The following is a 20,020-nucleotide window of genomic DNA, read 5'->3' on the forward strand; positions in this document are numbered from 1 at the left end:
TATAGTGCAGAACGGAAAAATTATTGGAATTGTTTCATTTTTAATTCGTTTATCACTTTCTTGTCACTCTCAGTAAAAGTATTAATACCAGAATAATTGAAAATACAAAACCTAAGACTGCTACTAACGACAATTCTCCTATTCTTGGTCCTGATTCTGAACTAAAAACGATGGCTGTTGCAATGATATTTGCGCCTAAGACCATAGCCAGAATCAGATTGATCACACTGGATTTGATCAGTTGGTTGGTCTTGTCTATATTTTTGATTTCGCTGGAAACGGTGAATTTATTTTCATCCAGTTTTTGAAGAACAGAACGGAGCTCTTTCGGGATTTCATCTACATTATCCGTGAAATTCATCATTCTATCCATCCCTGTTTTTAAAAGGTTTTTGGGATTTATTTTTTTGGTGAAAATCTTTTTCGTGTAAGGATGAAGACTTTTAACGATATCCAGATCAGGGTTAATACTTCTTCCAACACCTTCTATCAGGCTGATTCCTTTGAATAAAAGATAGAAATAATCCGGCATATAAAGCCTGTTATCCTTTAAAATATCCTTCATCTTGTTAATGATCACCTGTACATTAATATCCTGCAGTGATGAGCTGTGAACAAAATTCAAAATATCTTCTACGTCATTTTCAAACCGTCTTTCGTCCGGTATTTCATAGCTTATGGCCATTTTTTTGAGTGACCGGACTATTTTATGGGAGTTTTTAGCGACAAAACTTACAATAAGATTTTCAAGAATTTCTTTATCATTAGGCTGAATTTTTCCTACCGCTCCAAAATCAATGAACACAATTTTACCGTCTTTTTTCACTAAAATATTACCGGCATGAGGATCTGCATGGAAGAATCCATAGTCTAAGATCTGTGATACAAACAGTCTTAATCCTGCTTCGGAAACTTTTACAGGGTCAATATCATTTGCCAGCAGCACTGATTTATCGGTAACCTTTATCCCGTCGATAAATTCCATACAAAGAATATTGTTGTTGGAAAATTCTTCGTAGACTTTAGGAACATAGGTTTCTTTATTATTCTTAAAGTTCAGACGGAACTGCAGGATATTATTTCTTTCATTCGTAAGAGAAACCTCTTCGAGCAAAGATCTTTCAAAGGTGGAAATCGCCTGTTTCAGATTCAGTTTTTCTCCTATTTCAGAATAGGCAGAAATCAGCTTTTCAATGTCTTTAATCAACAATAAATCATCCTCAATAACTGACTGTACATCAGGTTTTCTCAGTTTTAAAATCACCGGACTGCCATCCAGCAAAACCGCTTTATACACTTGTGCAATGGAAGCTGTGGCCAGAGGTTCTTTCTGAATTTCACGGAAATAGTCCTTCACGGAAATATTGAATTCACTTTCCAGTGCTTCTTCCACGTCCATATCTACTGTTTCCACTTTGTCCTGAAGTTTCTGCAGCTCCTGAATCAATTCCGGCGGTAATAAGTCTTCTCTGTTACTGAATGTCTGGCCTAATTTTACAAAAGTAGGTCCTAGCTCTTCAAGAGCCAGCCTTATTCTTTCATAAACGGTTCCTTTTGAAATAATCTCGTCTGAGCTGGGAGTTTCTTCCTGCTTATTTCCTCCATTCATCCTTGCCAGCATATCTTTAAATCCATATTTACTCAATACGGAAATCAGTCTTGCGGATCTTTTCAGTTTTCTTTGCTGCTTATCAAACATAGTATATCAATAGTAGGTGCAATTTACTCCAAAAACTGTTCCTTTATGAAAAGAATTATTGCATCAACATCAATCCACAAAGTTAAAAATAGCAACACGTAATCAGTGTTTTAAAGAATTAAATACATCAATAATTACAAAAACATTCATTTATCATAAAAATTAATATATTTACAGCGTACAAATAAAACAAACCAAAAGTATTACAACATGAAAAATTTACGTAACAACAAACTTTCAAGAGAGCAATTAAAAGGGATTGCAGGAAACGGAATCATCATCGGATGCTCAAATCAATGCTGTCCTACAGACGGTAGACCAAGATGTCCAAAACTGATCTGCCCTGCTGTAGTATGTCCTCAGTACATGTAATCTGTCCACTCAAAGAAAATTTTAGGTAAAATAAAAAGAGACTGTCTTTCTAGGCAGTCTTTTTTATAGGATGGCTACAACTTTAAACAATGCCAAACGGCAACAGATCATAAGTTTTGGCTAAAGCCTTTATTACAGATAAATACATAATAAGCGGGCTAAAGCCCGCTTCTATTGATATAAAATCTATCTGAATTACCTTTTGATGATTATCTTTATTTAAGATAGGTTTCATAGAGGTCTTTCCTGCGGTCTTTCATTACCTGAACAGAGCCGTTATGATGGAGATCTTTCAATAAATTCAAGTCTACATCCACAATCAGTGTCATTTCTGTATTGGGAGTCGCTTCGCCTTTTACTGCATTGGACGGAAAGGCAAAATCTGAAGGGGTAAATACGGCAGCCTGCCCAAACTGGATATCCATATTGTTAACCTTCGGAAGATTCCCCACACAACCGGCAATCGCTACATAGCATTCATTTTCTATAGCTCTGGCAGCAGCACAGTGGCGTACTCTCATGTAGGCATTTTGGGTATCTGTCAGATAAGGAACAAACAGTATTTTCATGCCCTGATCAGCTAAAATCCTTGGTAATTCCGGGAATTCTACGTCATAGCAGATCACAAGACCTATTTTTCCGCAGTCGGTATCAAAAACTTTGATTTCATTTCCTCCTTTCATTCCATAATATCTCTTTTCGTTCGGAGTAATGTGAATTTTTCGGTATTCGTCCACGCGGCCGTCGCGGTGTAAAAGATAACTTACATTATACAAATCATTATTGTCATTATCAAAAACAGGCATACTTCCGGAAATAATATTCACGTTGTAGCTGATCGCCAGTTCTGAAATTTTATTTTTGATCTCTTCAGTAAGTTTTGCCAGCTCTATCATACTGTCTCTTTCGGAAAGGTTATTGAAGGGAGCCAGTAAAGGAGTATTAAAGAGTTCAGGGAAAAGAACAAAGTCTGATTTATAATCTCCCATTACATTCACGAAGAACTCCACCTGTTCATAAAAAGCTTCTATATCTTTGAAGTGCCTCATCTGCCATTGCACCAGTCCAAGACGGATAATGCTGTCTTGCATGGTATTCGGTTTTCTGCTGTAATAGATGTTATTCCATTGCAAAAGAACTGCATTTTCTCTTGAAGCTTCATCTTCCGGAAGGTATTTTTTCAGGATTCTTATCGGAAGAAAGTTATTGGAAAGCTGGAAAGACAATACCGGATCATAAATCTCTTTATCTCTTACTTTTCTGATATATTCTCTTGGAGAAAACTCGTGGCTGTATTTGTGATAATTGGGGATTCTACCTCCAAGAACAATGGATTTTAAGTTTAATAATTCACAAAGTTCTTTTCTGGCATCATATAGTCTTCTTCCCAAACGTAATTCACGAAATTCGGGATCTACAAAAACTTCAATTCCATAGAGAACATTTCCTGTGGAAGTATGGGTATTGAAGGTATAATTTCCTGTAATATCGCTATAGGTATGATCATCCCCGAATTCTTCATAATTGACTATGATGGAAAGCGCTACAGCAGCCAGTTTGCCGTCTACCGTAATACAAATCTGTCCATTAGGGAACATTTTTGTAAGCTTATCAATACTTTTTTTGGACCAAATGGATTCCGACATTTGCGGATAGGCCCTTTTCATCGTTTCCGCCAGCTCATTGTAATCCTGAAGGGCCAGGTTTCTTGTTTCTATTTGCATTTGATGTAATTTTACTTAAATTTAGGGAAAAATTAGACAAATACAGCTTAAAAAATAACCAGTTTATTACTATTTTTATTTAAATGAAGCCATATGCACTAACCTTAATTATAAGTGTCATCATTATTTTTATCTTAAGATTTTTTTATCCTGAATCAATAATAAATATTTCACACAATTTAAACTTGTTTTCAATATCTGAACTAAATGTTCAGGAAGTTAAAACCCTTGTTTATTTATATTTAGCCGGATTAGTATTTTTAAACTATCTTATTTTCCATAAACATATATTATTCAAGCTAATCTACTGTGTACTAGTTATGATAAATATTATACTTATCATTTCTTCATTGAAACAATTTTAAAGCCCCAATGTAAAACATCATAGATTATGAAAGAGTTGATTTATCAAAAAATTCGGGAATATGATACTTTACAGTGAAGATTATTCTACAATTTTCTCAGATCATCAATTTTAACAAAAAAAATCCCACCCAAAACGGGCAGGATTTATATTTTAAATTCAAATCAAAGATTATTCCCACTCAATGGTTGCAGGTGGTTTGCTTGAAATATCGTAAGCTACTCTGTTGATCCCTCTTACTTCGTTGATGATTCTGCTTGAAACAGTATCAAGGAACTCATAAGGAAGTCTGCTCCACGTTGCCGTCATAAAGTCGATAGTATTAGCAGAACGAACTACAGCTGTATATTCGTAAGTTCTTTCGTCACCCATTACTCCTACAGATTTTACCGGAAGAAGTACAACGAATGCCTGAGATACTTTTTCGTAAAGGTCATTTTTATATAATTCCTCGATGAAGATATCGTCAGCTTCCTGAAGGATTCTTACTTTCTCAGCATCTACCGCTCCCAATACTCTGATTCCTAATCCAGGACCTGGGAAAGGGTGTCTGTATACCATGTGATGAGGAATTCCTAATTCTTCTCCAACTCTTCTTACTTCGTCTTTGAAAAGCTCTCTTAATGGCTCTAACAATTCAAATTCCATATCTTCAGGAAGTCCTCCAACGTTGTGGTGAGACTTGATCACTGCAGATGGTCCGTTTACAGACTGACTTTCGATAACGTCAGGGTAAATAGTACCTTGTGCAAGGAATTTAGCACCTTCAATTTTGTGGGATTCTTCGTCAAATACGTGGATAAATTCGTTTCCGATGATTTTTCTCTTCGCTTCAGGGTCATCAACACCAGCTAATTTTGTAAGGAATCTTTCCTGAGCATCCACCATTTTAATGTTCATATGGAAATGCTCTCCATACTGATCCATTACTTTTTTGCCTTCATCTTTTCTCAATAATCCTGTATCTACGAAGATACAAGTTAACTGATCACCGATTGCTTTGTGGATCAAAACAGCAGCTACAGAAGAGTCTACTCCTCCTGAAAGTCCAAGGATCACTTTGTTGTCTCCTACTTTCTCACGGATTTCTTCAACTGTTTTCTCGATATAGTTAGTCAGTTTCCAGTTTTTCTCTGAGTTACAGATCCCGAAAACGAAATTTTCAAGCATTTTCCCACCTTCTTCTGTATGAGATACTTCCGGGTGGAACTGAACACAGTAGATTTTACTTTCTTCGTTAGAGATAGAAGCAATTACTCCTGATTTTGCGTTCAATTCAAAACCTGCAGGCAATTCTCCCACTTCGTCAAAGTGACTCATCCAAACTACAGAGTTCTGAGTAACTCCTTTTAATAAAGAGCTTTCTTTAACGATCTCAAGGTTTGCTTTACCATATTCTCCTTTTTCTCCTTTGTTTACTTTCCCTCCTAAAAGGTGAGCAGTCATCTGCATTCCGTAGCAGATTCCCAACACAGGAACTCCTTGCTCATATAAAGCTTTTTCAACCAGGTGAGCATTTTCTGCATTTACAGAGCTTGGTCCACCGGAAAGGATAATTCCTTTTGGCTGTTTTGCTAAAATATCTTGTAATGGTGTATTGTAAGGTAAGATCTCAGAATATACTCCCATCTCACGGATTCTTCTTCCGATAAGCTGGTTGTACTGGGATCCGAAATCTAAAATAATAATACCGTTGTTCATTGTTGATAATTGATTTGTTTGAAAGAAATCAGATTTCAGAGATCAGATTTCAGATTTTTGGTCTGAAGTCTGGAATCCAGCATCTGAATCTTTATTTCTAAATATTAACTGCTTTACAAAAAAAGACTTGGAATGGCTCCAAATCTTTTTCCGTGATTTTTATTAAAACTTTCCGATGTCTTCTCTGTAGAAGCCGTAATCGAAATGTACATGACTTGCGTCTTCATAAACCTTTTTGCGGGCATCCTCGAAAGTAGCACCTGTAGCTACAATGTTCAGAACTCTACCACCGTTGGATACGACCTTGTCTCCTTTGTTGATTGCTCCTGCGTATAGAAGTTTACTATGTTTCAGCTTATCTTCTCCCGTAATTTCGAAACCTGTTTCGATATTTCTTGGATAACCTCCTGAACACATTACAAGACAAATTGCTTTTTCGTCTTTAAACTTAAGCTGAATATCTTTTCCTTCCATACAGTCCTGGATCACATCCAAAAGATTGTTTTCCATCAACGCCATCAATACCTGAGTTTCAGGATCTCCGAATCTCATGTTGTATTCAAGAAGGTAAGCTCCGTTTTTCGTTACCATCAATCCGAAGAAGATGATTCCTTTAAATCCGAAACCTTCAGCTTTAAGACCTTTAACAGTTGGTTCCAAGATATTCTTCTCAAAATCTGCATAATGCTCCTGAGTGAATTCCGGGCTTGGTGCTATTGAACCCATACCTCCTGTATTAGGCCCTGTATCTCCGTTTCCAGCTTTTTTATAGTCTTTTGCTGCTACACATGGGAACAATTTATCCCCGTTAGAGAAAGCAATGATAGACGCTTCAAAACCTTGTAAATATTCTTCAATAACTAAACGGATTCCTGCATCTCCATAGATTCTTCTGATCATAAAGTCATGAATGGTAGCCTCAGCTTCTTCAAGGTTGTCACAAATAACAACACCTTTTCCGCCTGCTAAACCACTGGCTTTGATCACCAAAGGATACTGCTGTGTCTGCACATATTCTTTAGCATCATTATATGAATCAAATACTACCGCCTTAGCTGTTTTGATATCATAGGTCTGCATAAATTTCTTAGAGAAAGCTTTACTTCCTTCAAGGCTTGCTACTTTCTGCGTAGGACCGAAAACTTTAAGATCGTGTTTTTTAAATTCGTCCTTGATACCCGCTACAAGAGGGGCTTCCGGACCTACAATCGTAAGATCAATCTTTTCTTTAATAGCGAAATCTCTAAGTTCTTTGATTTCCGATAAATGAACATTTTTCCCTATTACATCGGTAGTAGCATTCCCGTTAGCAAAAAACATTTTAGAAATTCTTGAGTCATTCTGAAGCTTTGCCGCTAAAGCAGATTCTCTACCGCCTTCACCTATGATTAATATTCTCATACTTTATATTATTATCTAGTCTTATTTTACAAATATATAATTTTGAATGCTAAAAATACAATCCCTAATTATTTTTTAATTCTATTTTAATTAGTGGAAAAAGTGTCTAACCCCTGTAAACATCATTGGGATACCGTGTTCATTTGCAGCCTCTACACTATCCTGATCTTTTACACTTCCACCTGGCTGAATAATCGCCTTGATACCTTCCTGAGCGCAGAAATCTACCACATCACGGAAAGGGAAAAACGCATCTGAAGCCAATACCAAATCTCCGGAGAATTTTTCTTTTGCTCTTTCGATCGCCTGTTGAGTCGCCCAGATTCTGTTTACCTGTCCGCCACCGATACCGAATGCCTGAATTCCGTTAGAAACTACAATAGCATTTGATTTTACATATTTTACCACTCTCTGAGAGAAAAGTAATGCTTTTTTCTGCTCTTCTGTAGGCTGTACTTCTGTAACCACTTTGATATCGTCAGAGAAGTAAGTATCGTTGTCCTGAACCAGAATACCACCGTCTACCTTCACCCAGGTCTGTTTGTCAGAAACAGGGTTTACAATTTTGATGATTCTTAAGTTCTTCTTTTTTCTTAAAATTTCAAGAGCTTCTTCATCGAATGCAGGAGCCATCACGATCTCAAGGAAAGTTTTGTTTAATTCTTCCGCTGTTGCAGCATCAATTTTATAGTTCATTGCAACAATTCCGCCAAAGATAGAAACCGGGTCACACTCAAATGTTTTCTGGTAAGTCTCCAACGCTGAAGTTCCGATAGCAACTCCACAAGGGGTAGAGTGTTTTACGGCACAACAAGCCATTTCTTCTTTGAACTCAGTAACAACTTTCCAGCAAAGGTCCATATCACGAAGATTGTTGAAAGAAAGTTCTTTACCACCAAGCTGTTCAAAGTCTTTCATTGCTCCATTCTCGAAAGTAGAAACATAGTAAGCAGCTGTCTGGTGAGGGTTTTCTCCGTATCTTAGGTCAGCAACTTTTTTGTAAGAAGCATTTAAATATGTAGGATATTCTTCATCTAAAAGCATTCTTGAAATCGCTGCATCATAAGCAGAGGTAAGGTTGAATACTTTTCCTGCAAGCTTTTTACGGGTTTCAATGTATGTATCTCCGTTTTGCTCCATTTCAATTTTCACTGCTGCATAATCTTCTACATCAGTGATTACCGTTACAGAATCAAAGTTCTTTGCTGCAGAACGAAGCATTGACGGACCACCGATATCGATAAATTCTACCTTTTCATGTAAAGAAATGTCTTTGTTCACATTTTCAAAGAAAGGGTATAGGTTTACGATCACCATGTCAATCAGACCAATTCCGTGCTCCTGAACGGTTTTCATATGCTCTTCGTTGTTACGAACAGCCAGCAATCCTCCGTGAACTTTCGGGTGTAAAGTTTTTACTCTTCCGTCCAGCATTTCAGGGAAATTGGTTACCTCATCAATCTGAATAGGATTTAAACCAGCGTCTTTCAAATGTTTGAACGTTCCTCCTGTGGAGATCAACTCATAATTCTGAGCTTCCAAAAACTGTGCGAATTCTACTAATCCACTTTTGTCAGAAACACTGATTAAAACTCTCTTTTTACTCATTTTACTTTCAATTTTTTACTTTTTACAGCTATTTCAAACTGTATCCGGGTCTTTCACCTCCGGATTTACTTTTATTTACTTAGATTTCTTTAATTATCCTGTCAAAAACTCTTAATTTCTGACACCCTTCTAAAGAAAGGGGATTAGTTTCCAAGGACCTTATTAATCGCTATCGGAAATATTTCATATTCAATCTGGTGAACTTTCTGAGCCAGGGTTTCAGGAGTATCGTCAGCGGTTACTTCAAAAGATTTCTGAAGAATAGCTTCTCCCTCATCAATGCCTGGTGTCACAAAATGTACAGTTGCCCCACTCTCTACTTCTTTGGCTTCAATGACTGCATTATGAACGTTCATTCCCCACATTCCTTTTCCTCCGAATTTCGGAAGCAAAGCAGGATGAATATTGATTATTTTACCATTCCAGTTTTCACAGAATTCAGATTTTAAGATGGATAAAAATCCTGCCAATACGATCAGATCTGTATTTTCCGGGATTACTTTAGCCAGTTCACTGCTGAAATTCTTTCCTCTTGGAATGAGTATGTTTTCTATATTGTGATTCTTTGCTCTTTCCAATCCGAAACATTCTCTGTCTGCCACTACCAAAGATACTTTTGCATTCTGGATTTCCCCAGTTTCAATGGTATCAATGATTCTCTGCAGATTGGTTCCTGAACCGGATACGAGTACAACGATGTTCTTCATTATTCAGATGTTAGATGTCAGATTTAAGATTACAGACTTACGGTCTGATGTCTAGGCTCTGAAATCTGATGTCATTTAAAATTTTAAATTGATTTTCTCTACTCCTTCAGTGATTTCCCCGATTTCGTAAGCATCATCTAAAAGGTGTAATACTTTTTCAGCATGTTCAGCATCTACAACAATCACCATACCTACACCCATATTGAATGTTCCATGCATTTCTTCACGTTTCACTCCACCTCTTTTTTCAAGCTCAAGCATCACACTAGGGATTCTGATTTTTGATTCGTCAATAGAAGCACAAAGTCCTTCAGGAATAATTCTTGGAACGTTTTCATAAAGTCCACCTCCGGTAATGTGGGCAATTCCGCTTACTTTTACTTCTTCCAGTACTTTATGAATATCTTTATAGTATAATCTTGTAGGAACTAAAAGAGTTTCATATAATGGTTTTCCTTCAAACTCTTCTTCAAAGTTCGGGAATACTTTTCTTACTAAAGAGAATCCGTTTGAGTGAAATCCTGAGCTTGGTAATGCAATAATTTTGTTACCTGCTTTGATCGTAGAACCGTCAATGATCTGATCTTTTTCTACAATTCCTACGCAGAATCCGGCAACATCATAATCTCCCGGCTGGTACATCCCCGGCATTTCAGCAGTTTCACCACCAATCAATGCACAGTTGTTATCTTTACAAGCAGCTACCATTCCTAAAACAATTTCTGCTGCGATTTCTGAATCAAGCTTTCCGCAAGCCAGATAATCAAGGAAAAATAAAGGTTTTGCTCCGTGGCAAAGGATATCATTGGCACACATTGCGAAACAATCAACACCAATAGAATCATATTTTTTGGTATCTAAAGCTACTTTCAGTTTTGTTCCTACTCCATCTGTTCCTGATACAAGAACCGGATTTTTGTATCCACCGATCTCATAGAAAGCTCCAAAACTTCCCAAATGATTCAGTACATTGGAATTGTGGGTTTCACCGACCGCTTTTTTGATCTTGTCAACCGTTTTGTATCCTTCTTCTTTGTCTACTCCTGCTGATTTGTAAGTGTTGCTCATGTCTGCTTAGATTTTTAGATATCGGATTCAGATTTCAGATGATTAATTGTCTTACATCTGGCGTCTTGTGTCTTCTTATCTTTTAATATTTCAATTACTTTTATACTCAATTTAGAAAACAAAAAAGCCGACAATCTTTTCAGATTATCGGCCGTTATTTTATCTCAGAATTTCAGAGCCCACAATTTTCCCTTTATGAGAAAAACATTGTTTATAGGAGGTCTGAATTTTCATCTCTTTTCTTTTTGCAAAAATAGTAATTTTAAATGAATATTCAAATTCTATTTTTCAAGGATGGTTTCAATAGCCGCAATCTTCTTGATTTTTTCTTTTAACTCATTGATTTTATCTTCATTAGAAATCTTTTGAGTTGCTTTATCAAAATTATCATTAAAGAAAGGCAGTGAAAAAGTTTCCACCACATTTCCTCCGTGGAAAGGAAAACGCTTTGATGCAGCTTCTAAAACACCTGCTCCACCTCTACCTCCCGGAGATGTAGACATCAATAGCATTGGTACTTCGTTCCAAACCGTTCTGTCTTTGATTCTTGATACCCAGTCGAACACATTTTTGAATGCTGTAGAATAGGTTCCGTTGTGTTCTGCCAGAGCCACCAATAGTACATTGGCACCGTCAATTTTGGCAGCAAAGTCATGAGCTTCCTGAGGAACACCACCTGCTAATTCTCTTTCATGCTTATAGATTGGCATTTCGAAAGGATTCAGATCTACTACTTCCACTTCTGCATTTTCAAATAATGTTGACGCATATGCTACCAACTGCTTGTTCATTGAAACGTCTGAGTTACTTCCTGCTATTGCTAAAATTTTCATAGGTGAGATTTATTTTTTAAGATTACAAATTTAGTTTTTTATTTAAGATAAGACGGCAGTTCCATTGGGACTTCCATTAATAATATTTCAGTGTCTTCTACAGCTTCGATATTAAAGCTCTGGGTATCCCAGATTCCCAATCCGTCTCTTTCATTCAAAACACGGTCACCGATTTTTGCACTTCCTTTTAAAACAAACGCATAAACTCCATTTCCTTTTTTGTTGAGCATATAATTTTTGCCGTTTCCTTTTGTAAAGTTGGCAATATTAAACCATGCATCCTGGTGGATCCAAACTCCGTCATCATTTTTATCAGGAGATAAAATCTGTTGGAATCCATTGATTTTTTCACCTTCTTTGATACTTTTCTGATCGTATCTTGGTTCAACATCAAGTTCTCTTGGGAAAACCCAGATCTGAAGGAATTTCACCTCTTCATCTTTATTTTTGTTATACTCACTATGCTTCACACCCGTTCCTGCACTCATCACCTGGATTTCTCCTTTTCTGATTACTGCTGTAGTTCCCATTGAATCTTTGTGTTCAAGATCTCCTTCCAGAGGAATAGAAATAATTTCCATATCTCTGTGTGGGTGTGTTCCGAAGCCCATTCCCTGAGAAACGGTATCATCGTTCAACACTCTCAGAACACCAAAGTTGGTTCTGTCTCTGTTTTGATAGTTGGCAAAACTGAATGTATGGTAAGAATTTAACCATCCGTGATTGGCATGGCCTCTTGAATCTGCTTTATGATATACTGTTTTCATTTCTGTGATTATTTATGGTACAAATGTACGGTATGGGTTGATTAAAAAAGTTGATGTAGGGTAAGAAAGGAAATTTATGGTCAAAAGAGGTTGGAAAACGCTAAGGCGCAAAGGTTTTTATTCTATATGTTTTAAGGTGCGACGATTTTATCTGCGATAAAATTTCATACCGCGAATATCCTTTTTTCCGAAGATCGAGCAGATATGAATAAGCGCAAACATCTTTGTTATCTGTGAAGTCTGCGGGAAACTAATAGATTCTGAGTATTAATTATCAATTTAAGTTTCGGCTAAAGCCAATTGATAAACTCATAAAAAAGCGGGCTAAAGCCCGCTTCTATTGATATTTCAATTAAACCTTTACTTATTAATAACCCTTCGACAGGCTCAGGGTGACAACCCGAATACCAACCGAAATTTTTAAGCGATGTCAGGCTGATCCTGTCGAAGCTATTATTAAAAGGGATAGGTCAATAAAACTATTTATTTTTTAAAAGTGTACCTGTTTGATCTCCTCTTCAATCTCCTTAGGAGTTTCATCTTCAGATTTAACAAAAATCATGGTTACTACAGCTCCTATCAGCATGCAAATACCTCCAACAACAACATAATCCATAGCCTGTTTTCCGAAAACACCACTTACCACCGGACCTCCAAATAATCCATTAATAATCTGCGGAATGACAATAAAGAAATTGAAAATCCCCATATAGACCCCCATTTTTCTCTGTGGAATTACCTCAATAAGCATAGCATAAGGCATTGCCAGAATACTAGCCCAGGCAAACCCTAAGCCGATCATTGAGATCCATAAATTGTTGACATCTTTAATAAAATACATTGAAACAAGACCCAACCCTCCACACAGCAAAGCTAATGCGTGAGTTTGTTTTTTACCAATAAGTTTAGCAATGGGTGTCAACAGAAAGGCAAACGGAATTGCCCAAAGATTGTACATTCCGAAAAGTTTTCCGGTAAGGTCACCCGCATCATTAAATGCCTTGGAATGGGTATCTTCCGGGGAAAGTCCAAAATGATGGGTTGCCAATGCGCTGGTTGTGAAAACCCACATCGTAAACAATGCAAACCATGAGAAAAACTGAACAATTCCCAGCTTTTTCATCTGTGCAGGAATCGCAGCAAAGTCTTTGAAAATATCTGAAAACTTGGATTCCTGTTTTTCTGCTTCTTTCCCATCTTCAAAATCAGCAAATTCCTGTGGAGAATATTCTCTGGTTGTCATGATGGTATACAGAATTGAGATGATAAGCAATGCTGCTCCTATATAAAATGAGTAAATTACATTATCTGCTACAAATCCGGCCGGGGCTTCGTTGGAAATTCCCATTTTCGTTAACCAATCTGGCAGATAAGAGCCCAATACAGCCCCGATTCCAATCAGAATTGTCTGTACTGAAAATCCTATTGTCCCCTGATGTTTGGGAAGCATATCTCCTACCAAAGCCCGGAAAGGTTCCATTGCGATATTCACCGAAGCATCCATCATCGCGAGAAATATTACCGCTAACAATAAAGCATTAGCTGCAAACATCTGAGTAACGGATGCAGCATTCGGAAGAAGTACCAGCCCTATAGCACATAAAACGGCTCCAATTAAAAAGTAAGGTTTTCTTCTTCCCAACGGACTCCAGGTATTGTCTCCCATATGCCCGATGATAGGCTGAACAATGAGCCCTGTAACGGGAGCAACGAGCCAGAACCATGATAATTCATGAACATCGGCTCCTAAATTACCCAGAATACGGCTTGCATTTCCATTTTGTAATCCAAACGCCATTTGAATTCCAAGGAATCCCATACTCATATTAATAATCTGGAGCATGGATAAATTTGGCTTTTTTCTTTTTCCTGCTGCTCCAGTATCATATCTCCCCACCATTTCTGCCATTATGATTTCAGTTTTTGAATTAATGCATTTTCGATAGGGGCTTTTTCAACCACCACTTTATCTACCACCTCATTGGGAACTGTTACAGAAAGAACGTATTGTTTTACCTTCCAGCTTCCGTTAATTTTTTCTAGCACACCGGAACCTCTGCATATTTTCATCTGCGTATCCAATAGTTCATCGAACCACGCCAGTTTTCCATCTTTACTGAAGTAAATATTTCGTTTAAGAGCTTTAAAATTCCAGGTTTTCTTTTTGTCGAAATGAGGTTTAGCCCATACCATGAATTCTTTTTTATTCCATATTTCAGTAGCGTCTGTTCCGATGAAGGTAGATTCATCCGCAAAGAAGTTAAAATAGCCTGTGTAATCTGACTTTGCAGCGGCTACATTGAATGCATCCAGCATCGTACTGATTTCCGATTTTTCTTTTTCAAATGTATTTTTTGACTGAGCACTGAATAAAGAAAATCCCAATACAAAAAGGATTAAGGTATAAGCAGTCGTTAGTTTTTTCATATGTATTAATTATTTTTCAAGTTCAATGATGAATGGTGTTTTTGCAGGGATATTCATACTGTTTTCTAATAAAATTTCTTTTCCGGAAATCACTTCTTTTCCTTTTGTAAATCCATTAAGTGATTCGGCAAATCGTTTCAAGTCTAACGTCTGATCCTTTTCATTATTGTTGATGATGACCATTACACTTTCTTTTTCATTGTATCGGAAATAGACAAAAACACCGTCCTGAGGAACGAAATTTTTAGTTTTCCCATTATGAATCACGTCTTTGCCTTTTCTCCAATTTAATAATTTTTGAGTAAACCGGAAAAATTCTTTCTGTTCCTGAGTCTGAGCAGATGGATTGAAAGCATTCTGAGCATCAGACTTCCAGCCTCCGGGAAAATCTCTTCGGATATCGGCATCACCTCCTTTCGTCTTATCTCCTCTCATTCCTATTTCAGATCCGTAATAGATCTGCGGAATTCCTCTTACTGTTGAGATCAGGGCAAGTCCTATTTTGTAAGCGTCAGGGTTTGCATTAAATATTTCATTCCATCTTTCTGTATCGTGATTTTCAAAGAAAACCAGAAGATTATTGATATCCGGATAGAGGAAGTCGCTGGTAAAGGAGTCATAAATTCTGATCATACCTTTATCCCAACCTTCTTTTTCTTTAAGAGCTTTAGGCATATTTTCAAACAGCATAAAATCCATCACTGATGGCAAATGGGAATTGTACCCTTCTATGGCTCCTATTTTGGAGTTTTTCTGCCACGCTGCAATCTGTGCTGCCGTATAAAGCCAGGTTTCTCCTACGATATTGAATTTCGGATATTCATCGGTAATGGCTTTAGCCCATTTTGCCATGGCATCTTTATCATTGTAAGGATAAGTATCTACGCGGAATCCTCCCAATTCTGCATATTCTATCCACCAGATTGCATTTTGGATCAGATATTTCAAAACCAGTGGATTTTTTTGGTTAATATCCGGCATGGTGGTATCAAACCATCCGTCCAGCGCATATTTTTTATCAATATCGGAAGCGTTGGTATCGAATTGCGTTGTCGTTTTATAATTGGAACGTTTAAATCCTTTTTCTCCTTCATCAAACCAATGTATCCAGTCTTTTGAAGGAAGGTCTTTGATCATCCAGTGAGAGCCACCCCAATGATTGGTGACATAATCCATCACCAGCATCATATTTCGTTTGTTCAGCTCTGTTGATAAGGTTTTATAATCCTCGTTTGTTCCGTATCGACCATCAATTTTATACAGATCTGTCTGGGCATATCCGTGATAAGAATATACTTTTTCATTGTCTTCATTTACCGGGGTCAGCCAGACTGCCGTAGCTCCCAGATTCTGAATATAGTCTAGTTGATTGATGATACCGCTGAGATCTCCGCCATGCCTCCCATTAGGCAGACTTCGATTTGCTTTTTCTGTAAGTTCCGGTGTTGAATCATTCTTTTCATTGCCATTGGCAAAGCGGTCTGGCATGATCAGATACATGACATCTTTTGAGGTAAAAGATTCACGGTTGGCTGATCCGGGATTCCTTTGCTTCAATTCATAGGCATAGGAACTCAGGCTTTTGTTTCCTTTTTTGATGGTAATAGTAAACTTCGAAACGCTTATTTCATTGGTATTTACGGTAATAAAAACGTAATTCGGATTATCAACTTTCCGGATGTCTTTGATCTGTATTCCATCCGAAAGTGCAATCTCATTGTGGGCAACGTCTTTTCCATACACAAGGATCTGAAGTTCAGGGTTTTTCATTCCTTTCCACCAGAAAGCCGGCTCTATTCTGTCCAACACTTTTTGGGAAAAGGCTGCAGAAGCTATTGAAAGTGCTAATGCGGCAAATATTGTCTTCATATTAGTGTTCAATTTAGCATTTAATTTTCATATAGGTATTTAAAATATGATACAACAACCCTTTTTTTCATTCTAAAATCAATAATTAACATTCATTTTTTAACTTTTTCCTATAAAAGTTAAATTTTTCATAAAAAATTCATGCTAAAAGTTAATTTATCCCCCTTTTTATTTTTAGTTTTACAGAAAAAATGTTTAATTTCAGTAGTATGTTCCACGCTGAGGGGCCAGATGTTGTTTACACATGGACTATTCCTGTGTTTGCTGTAATTATTTTTGCAGAAATGGCCTACAGCCACTTCAATAAAGAGAAGATTTATGAGACTAAAGATGTAGCAACCAATGTTCTTTTTGCTTTGCTCAACTATGGGTTAGACATCATCATGAAAGGTTTCTCTTTGTTTGTCATGATGTTTTTTTATCATCACCGCATCTTCGACTGGCAAGAGGGAATCTGGTATTGGATTGCTGTATTTCTCGCTCAGGATTTCGCTTATTATGTTCATCATTATGTAGATCATCATTCACGCATTTTCTGGGCTGTACATATTACCCATCACAATTCTGATTATTTCAACATCAGTACGGGATTCAGAAGTCCTGTATTTCAACCTTTGTACAGGTATTTGTTTTTCTCTCCATTAGCATTTATGGGTTTTCATCCCTGGCATATTCTGGTAGCCTATTCTGCGATACAGATTTACGGCACTTTTGTTCACACGCAATCTATTAAAAGCATGGGATTTTTAGAATATATTCTGGTTACTCCTTCTCACCATAGAGTACATCATGCTTGTAATATCAAATATCTGGACCGTAATATGGGAATGGGGCTGATTATCTGGGATAAAATTTTTGGAACATTCGAGAAGGAGGATCCTGAGGTTCCAGTGAAATATGGAATCTATCCTAAGATGGAATCTAAAGATCCGGCAACTACTTTATTCTATGAATGGAGAAGAATAGGAAAAGATATCAGACAGCCGGGACTTTCTTTCAAAGACCGTATAAAGTATCTTTTCTATTCACCGGGATGGAGACATGACGGTACCGGAAAAACGGTAAAGCAGTATCAAAAGGAGTACAAGCATAAGGAAAAGCTAAAAAATGAAAGTACACCTTTAAAGGAACAAACACCCAATACTGAATATCAATATCCACAACTGAATCAACAGGCAGGAGATAAATAATCTGTTAAAAAAAATACCCCGGAACATTAAAAAATTAATGAACCGGGGCACCTTAGTGTATCTTTAATTATTTTACTGGCTTGATAGAAATTGCGAAACCGCCACTTCTTGCCATTTTAAAATTAATTTTTGATTTTCCTGTAATCTCTTTCTTATAGATATTATAGCTTTGAGGATTATCAATATAATCAGCAGTTTTTCCATCTTCATAGATTATTGCTTCATATTTCTTTCCTTTATCCAGGAATGAGAAGTCTACAGTGTACTCACGTTTGTTTTCATCAGTAATACCACCTACAAACCAGTTTTCAGTTCCTTTTGCTTTTCTTGCCGTGATCACATAATCTCCCGGTTCTGCGGATAAAATCTTTGTATCATCCCAATCTGCCGCTACATCCTTGATAAACTGGAATGCATCCATATGCTTTTTGTAGTTTTCAGGTAGATCAGCAGCCATCTGAAGCGGCATATACATTGTTACATAAAGGGCCAACTGTTTTACCAGCGTAGTTTTTACGAAACGGTTATCTCCAGGGAAGTAATAGTCTAACTTCGTCTGGAAAATTCCCGGAGTATAATCCATAGAACCTCCCATCCATCTTGTAAACGGAAGAACAGTCTGGTGATCAGGTTTATTTCCTCCAAATGCTTCGTATTCTGTTCCACGGGCTGCTTCTGCAGAGATATAGTTCGGATAAGTACGACTTTCTCCTGTAGGTCTTACAGATTCATGAGAATTGACCATAATTTTATAGTCGTTTGCTTTTTCTGCAATTCTATAATAATGGTTAATTGTCCATTGAGAGTAATGATGTTCTCCTCTAGGAATGATATCTCCTACATATCCGGTTTTCACAGCATCATAGCCATATTTGTTCATCGTCTGGAATGCTTTATCAGCCCATCTTTCATAGTTCGTTGCAGAACCTGAAGTTTCATGGTGCATGATCAGCTTTATTCCTTTTGAATGGGCATATTCATTCAACATTTTGATATCAAAATCCGGGTAAGGTGTGATGAAATCAAAAACGAATTCTTTAGAGTGTCCGAACCAGTCTTCCCAACCAATGTTCCAACCTTCAATCAATAATCCCTGGAAACCGTTTTCTGCAGCAAAGTCAATATATTCTTTAACTTTTGTATTGTTGGCTGCATGTTTTCCGTTTGGAGTCAATTTGGCAAAATCTGTTTTACCTAAATGAACATTTTCTGCAGTAGAATATGCCCACTGAGATTTTCCGATGATCATTTCCCACCAAACTCCCATGTATTTTGTAGGGTGAATGTAAGAAGTATCGGTATATTTTGTAGGCTCATTAAGGTTGAAGATCATTTTAGAACCCATAACCTGTTCTGCTTTCGGAGCTACAATAATAGTTCTCCAAGGCGTTACCGAAGGAGTCTGAATATACCCTTTCGCTCCTTGTCTGTCAGCTGTCAAATGCGTTTTGAACTTATAGTTCTGTGCATCTACTTCCAGATGTGAAGCCGGATAATCTAATACGGCAGCTTCAGCAATGTTGATGTACAATGGTTCTTTTCCTTCTTTTTTAAGCATTAAAGGAGACTGAACTGCATTTTTCACCAATGACTGGGAAGCGTTCGCATCGTATGCTTTATCCCATTTTGATGGAATTTCAGAAACTTTTGTTTCCTGATACTGATATTCCTGAGAGTCGTAATCTGCAACCATCCACCATGCCTTCATATCGGTAGGGAAATCAATTTCAGAGTCTTCTTCTCTGATCACGAAATAATTCAAATTCTTCTGCTGAGGAAATTCATATCGAAATCCTAATCCATCATTAAACAATCTGAACTTTACCACAATACTTCTGTCTGTAGAAGCCTGATTAAGGGTAACTGCCAGTTCGTTGTAATTATTGATATAATTTTTCTTTTCTCCTAAAACCGGCTGCCAGGTTTCATTTTTGGAGTCTCTTTTTTCATCTGTCTTTGCAAAACCGTTGTTCAGATCGTATTTTGCATCTTCTGGTTTGGCAATCTCAGAAGCGAATTTTATGGCTGTGTCTTTAAATAATCGCAATCCCAATTTAGAATCTTCAACTACTACCGCACCGTTATATTTCAGGTTATAGTAAGGTACTCCTTCTTTCAGCTGAAAGCTCATTTCAAACTTTCCGTCCGGAGATTTTAAAGATTGGGCTTTCACACCTGTAAACATCATTGAGAGCAAAAGCGCTCCAACTGTAATTTTCTTCATAATGACTATTTATTAACTTTAAAAATAGATAAAGTGCTGCGGTAAAGCAGCACTTTGCTTTATTAT

General features: G+C 37.1%; 15 protein-coding genes. 2 read left to right on the top strand and 13 right to left on the bottom strand.

Annotated elements, in window-relative coordinates; translation table 11 throughout:
- Window positions 1–52: 52 nt before the first annotated feature.
- A complete protein-coding gene (locus tag LC457_RS12955) occupies window positions 53–1,699 on the bottom strand; it encodes an AarF/ABC1/UbiB kinase family protein (RefSeq protein WP_223600242.1) in 1,647 nt (548 codons plus the stop codon).
- Between the two features lie 210 nt (window positions 1,700–1,909).
- On the opposite strand from LC457_RS12955, the gene LC457_RS12960 reads away from it, so the two are divergent.
- Complete coding sequence (locus LC457_RS12960) at window positions 1,910–2,071, top strand: hypothetical protein (RefSeq protein ID WP_167498792.1); 162 nt, start codon at window positions 1,910–1,912, stop codon at window positions 2,069–2,071.
- A 215-nt stretch (window positions 2,072–2,286) separates the two neighbouring features.
- Here LC457_RS12960 and LC457_RS12965 read toward each other — a convergent pair whose 3' ends face one another.
- From LC457_RS12965 to LC457_RS13015, 11 genes are all read right to left on the bottom strand, one after another.
- A complete protein-coding gene (locus tag LC457_RS12965; protein ID WP_223600243.1) occupies window positions 2,287–3,795 on the bottom strand; it encodes a carbon-nitrogen hydrolase family protein in 1,509 nt (502 codons plus the stop codon).
- Between the two features lie 535 nt (window positions 3,796–4,330).
- Window positions 4,331–5,860: a glutamine-hydrolyzing GMP synthase gene (gene guaA, locus LC457_RS12970; RefSeq protein ID WP_223600245.1), complete on the bottom strand. Its 1,530-nt coding sequence runs from the start codon at window positions 5,858–5,860 to the stop codon at window positions 4,331–4,333.
- Between the two features lie 162 nt (window positions 5,861–6,022).
- A complete protein-coding gene (gene purD, locus LC457_RS12975) occupies window positions 6,023–7,261 on the bottom strand; it encodes a phosphoribosylamine--glycine ligase (protein ID WP_223600247.1) in 1,239 nt (412 codons plus the stop codon).
- 90 nt (window positions 7,262–7,351) lie between these two features.
- On the bottom strand, window positions 7,352–8,869 hold the full coding sequence (gene purH / locus LC457_RS12980) for a bifunctional phosphoribosylaminoimidazolecarboxamide formyltransferase/IMP cyclohydrolase (RefSeq protein WP_142716286.1): 1,518 nt from the start codon (window positions 8,867–8,869) through the stop codon (window positions 7,352–7,354).
- 143 nt (window positions 8,870–9,012) lie between these two features.
- A complete protein-coding gene (gene purN, locus LC457_RS12985; protein WP_223600248.1) occupies window positions 9,013–9,576 on the bottom strand; it encodes a phosphoribosylglycinamide formyltransferase in 564 nt (187 codons plus the stop codon).
- Window positions 9,577–9,651: 75 nt separating this feature from the next.
- Window positions 9,652–10,644, bottom strand: coding sequence for a phosphoribosylformylglycinamidine cyclo-ligase (gene purM / locus LC457_RS12990; protein ID WP_223600249.1), 993 nt, complete (start codon window positions 10,642–10,644; stop codon window positions 9,652–9,654).
- A gap of 281 nt (window positions 10,645–10,925) precedes the next feature.
- Window positions 10,926–11,477: an NADPH-dependent FMN reductase gene (locus LC457_RS12995; RefSeq protein WP_223600250.1), complete on the bottom strand. Its 552-nt coding sequence runs from the start codon at window positions 11,475–11,477 to the stop codon at window positions 10,926–10,928.
- Window positions 11,478–11,515: 38 nt separating this feature from the next.
- Window positions 11,516–12,244, bottom strand: coding sequence for a pirin family protein (locus LC457_RS13000; protein WP_047423383.1), 729 nt, complete (start codon window positions 12,242–12,244; stop codon window positions 11,516–11,518).
- Between the two features lie 490 nt (window positions 12,245–12,734).
- The gene (locus LC457_RS13005; RefSeq protein ID WP_223600252.1) at window positions 12,735–14,153 is read right to left on the bottom strand and encodes an MFS transporter; all 1,419 of its coding nucleotides are present in this window, start codon (window positions 14,151–14,153) and stop codon (window positions 12,735–12,737) included.
- Window positions 14,153–14,671: a nuclear transport factor 2 family protein gene (locus LC457_RS13010; RefSeq protein ID WP_223600254.1), complete on the bottom strand. Its 519-nt coding sequence runs from the start codon at window positions 14,669–14,671 to the stop codon at window positions 14,153–14,155. The genes LC457_RS13005 and LC457_RS13010 overlap by 1 nt, the downstream gene beginning before the upstream one ends.
- 9 nt (window positions 14,672–14,680) lie before the next feature.
- Window positions 14,681–16,540, bottom strand: coding sequence for a glycoside hydrolase family 13 protein (locus tag LC457_RS13015; protein ID WP_223600255.1), 1,860 nt, complete (start codon window positions 16,538–16,540; stop codon window positions 14,681–14,683).
- Window positions 16,541–16,731: 191 nt separating this feature from the next.
- Here LC457_RS13015 and LC457_RS13020 point away from each other — a divergent pair, with 191 nt between their 5' ends.
- Entirely contained in the window at window positions 16,732–17,730 is a 999-nt protein-coding gene (locus tag LC457_RS13020; protein ID WP_223600257.1) for a sterol desaturase family protein, read from the top strand.
- A gap of 67 nt (window positions 17,731–17,797) precedes the next feature.
- Here the strand turns inward: LC457_RS13020 and LC457_RS13025 are convergent, their stop codons facing one another.
- Window positions 17,798–19,954 (bottom strand): glycoside hydrolase family 97 protein, encoded by a 2,157-nt coding sequence (locus LC457_RS13025; RefSeq protein WP_223600259.1) that lies wholly within the window; start codon window positions 19,952–19,954, stop codon window positions 17,798–17,800.
- Window positions 19,955–20,020: the final 66 nt, after the last annotated feature.

The sequence above is a fragment of the Chryseobacterium sp. GVT01B genome, from assembly GCF_019970045.1.
Taxonomy (GTDB): Bacteria; Bacteroidota; Bacteroidia; order Flavobacteriales; family Weeksellaceae; genus Chryseobacterium.

Coding starts and splice junctions, on each gene's coding strand:
- LC457_RS12955 (WP_223600242.1), bottom strand. CDS start 1,699: ATGTTTGATAAGCAGCAAAGAAAACTGAAAAGATCCGCAAGACTGATT.
- LC457_RS12960 (WP_167498792.1), top strand. CDS start 1,910: ATGAAAAATTTACGTAACAACAAACTTTCAAGAGAGCAATTAAAAGGG.
- LC457_RS12965 (WP_223600243.1), bottom strand. CDS start 3,795: ATGCAAATAGAAACAAGAAACCTGGCCCTTCAGGATTACAATGAGCTG.
- guaA (WP_223600245.1), bottom strand. CDS start 5,860: ATGAACAACGGTATTATTATTTTAGATTTCGGATCCCAGTACAACCAG.
- purD (WP_223600247.1), bottom strand. CDS start 7,261: ATGAGAATATTAATCATAGGTGAAGGCGGTAGAGAATCTGCTTTAGCG.
- purH (WP_142716286.1), bottom strand. CDS start 8,869: ATGAGTAAAAAGAGAGTTTTAATCAGTGTTTCTGACAAAAGTGGATTA.
- purN (WP_223600248.1), bottom strand. CDS start 9,576: ATGAAGAACATCGTTGTACTCGTATCCGGTTCAGGAACCAATCTGCAG.
- purM (WP_223600249.1), bottom strand. CDS start 10,644: ATGAGCAACACTTACAAATCAGCAGGAGTAGACAAAGAAGAAGGATAC.
- LC457_RS12995 (WP_223600250.1), bottom strand. CDS start 11,477: ATGAAAATTTTAGCAATAGCAGGAAGTAACTCAGACGTTTCAATGAAC.
- LC457_RS13000 (WP_047423383.1), bottom strand. CDS start 12,244: ATGAAAACAGTATATCATAAAGCAGATTCAAGAGGCCATGCCAATCAC.
- LC457_RS13005 (WP_223600252.1), bottom strand. CDS start 14,153: ATGGCAGAAATGGTGGGGAGATATGATACTGGAGCAGCAGGAAAAAGA.
- LC457_RS13010 (WP_223600254.1), bottom strand. CDS start 14,671: ATGAAAAAACTAACGACTGCTTATACCTTAATCCTTTTTGTATTGGGA.
- LC457_RS13015 (WP_223600255.1), bottom strand. CDS start 16,540: ATGAAGACAATATTTGCCGCATTAGCACTTTCAATAGCTTCTGCAGCC.
- LC457_RS13020 (WP_223600257.1), top strand. CDS start 16,732: ATGTTTAATTTCAGTAGTATGTTCCACGCTGAGGGGCCAGATGTTGTT.
- LC457_RS13025 (WP_223600259.1), bottom strand. CDS start 19,954: ATGAAGAAAATTACAGTTGGAGCGCTTTTGCTCTCAATGATGTTTACA.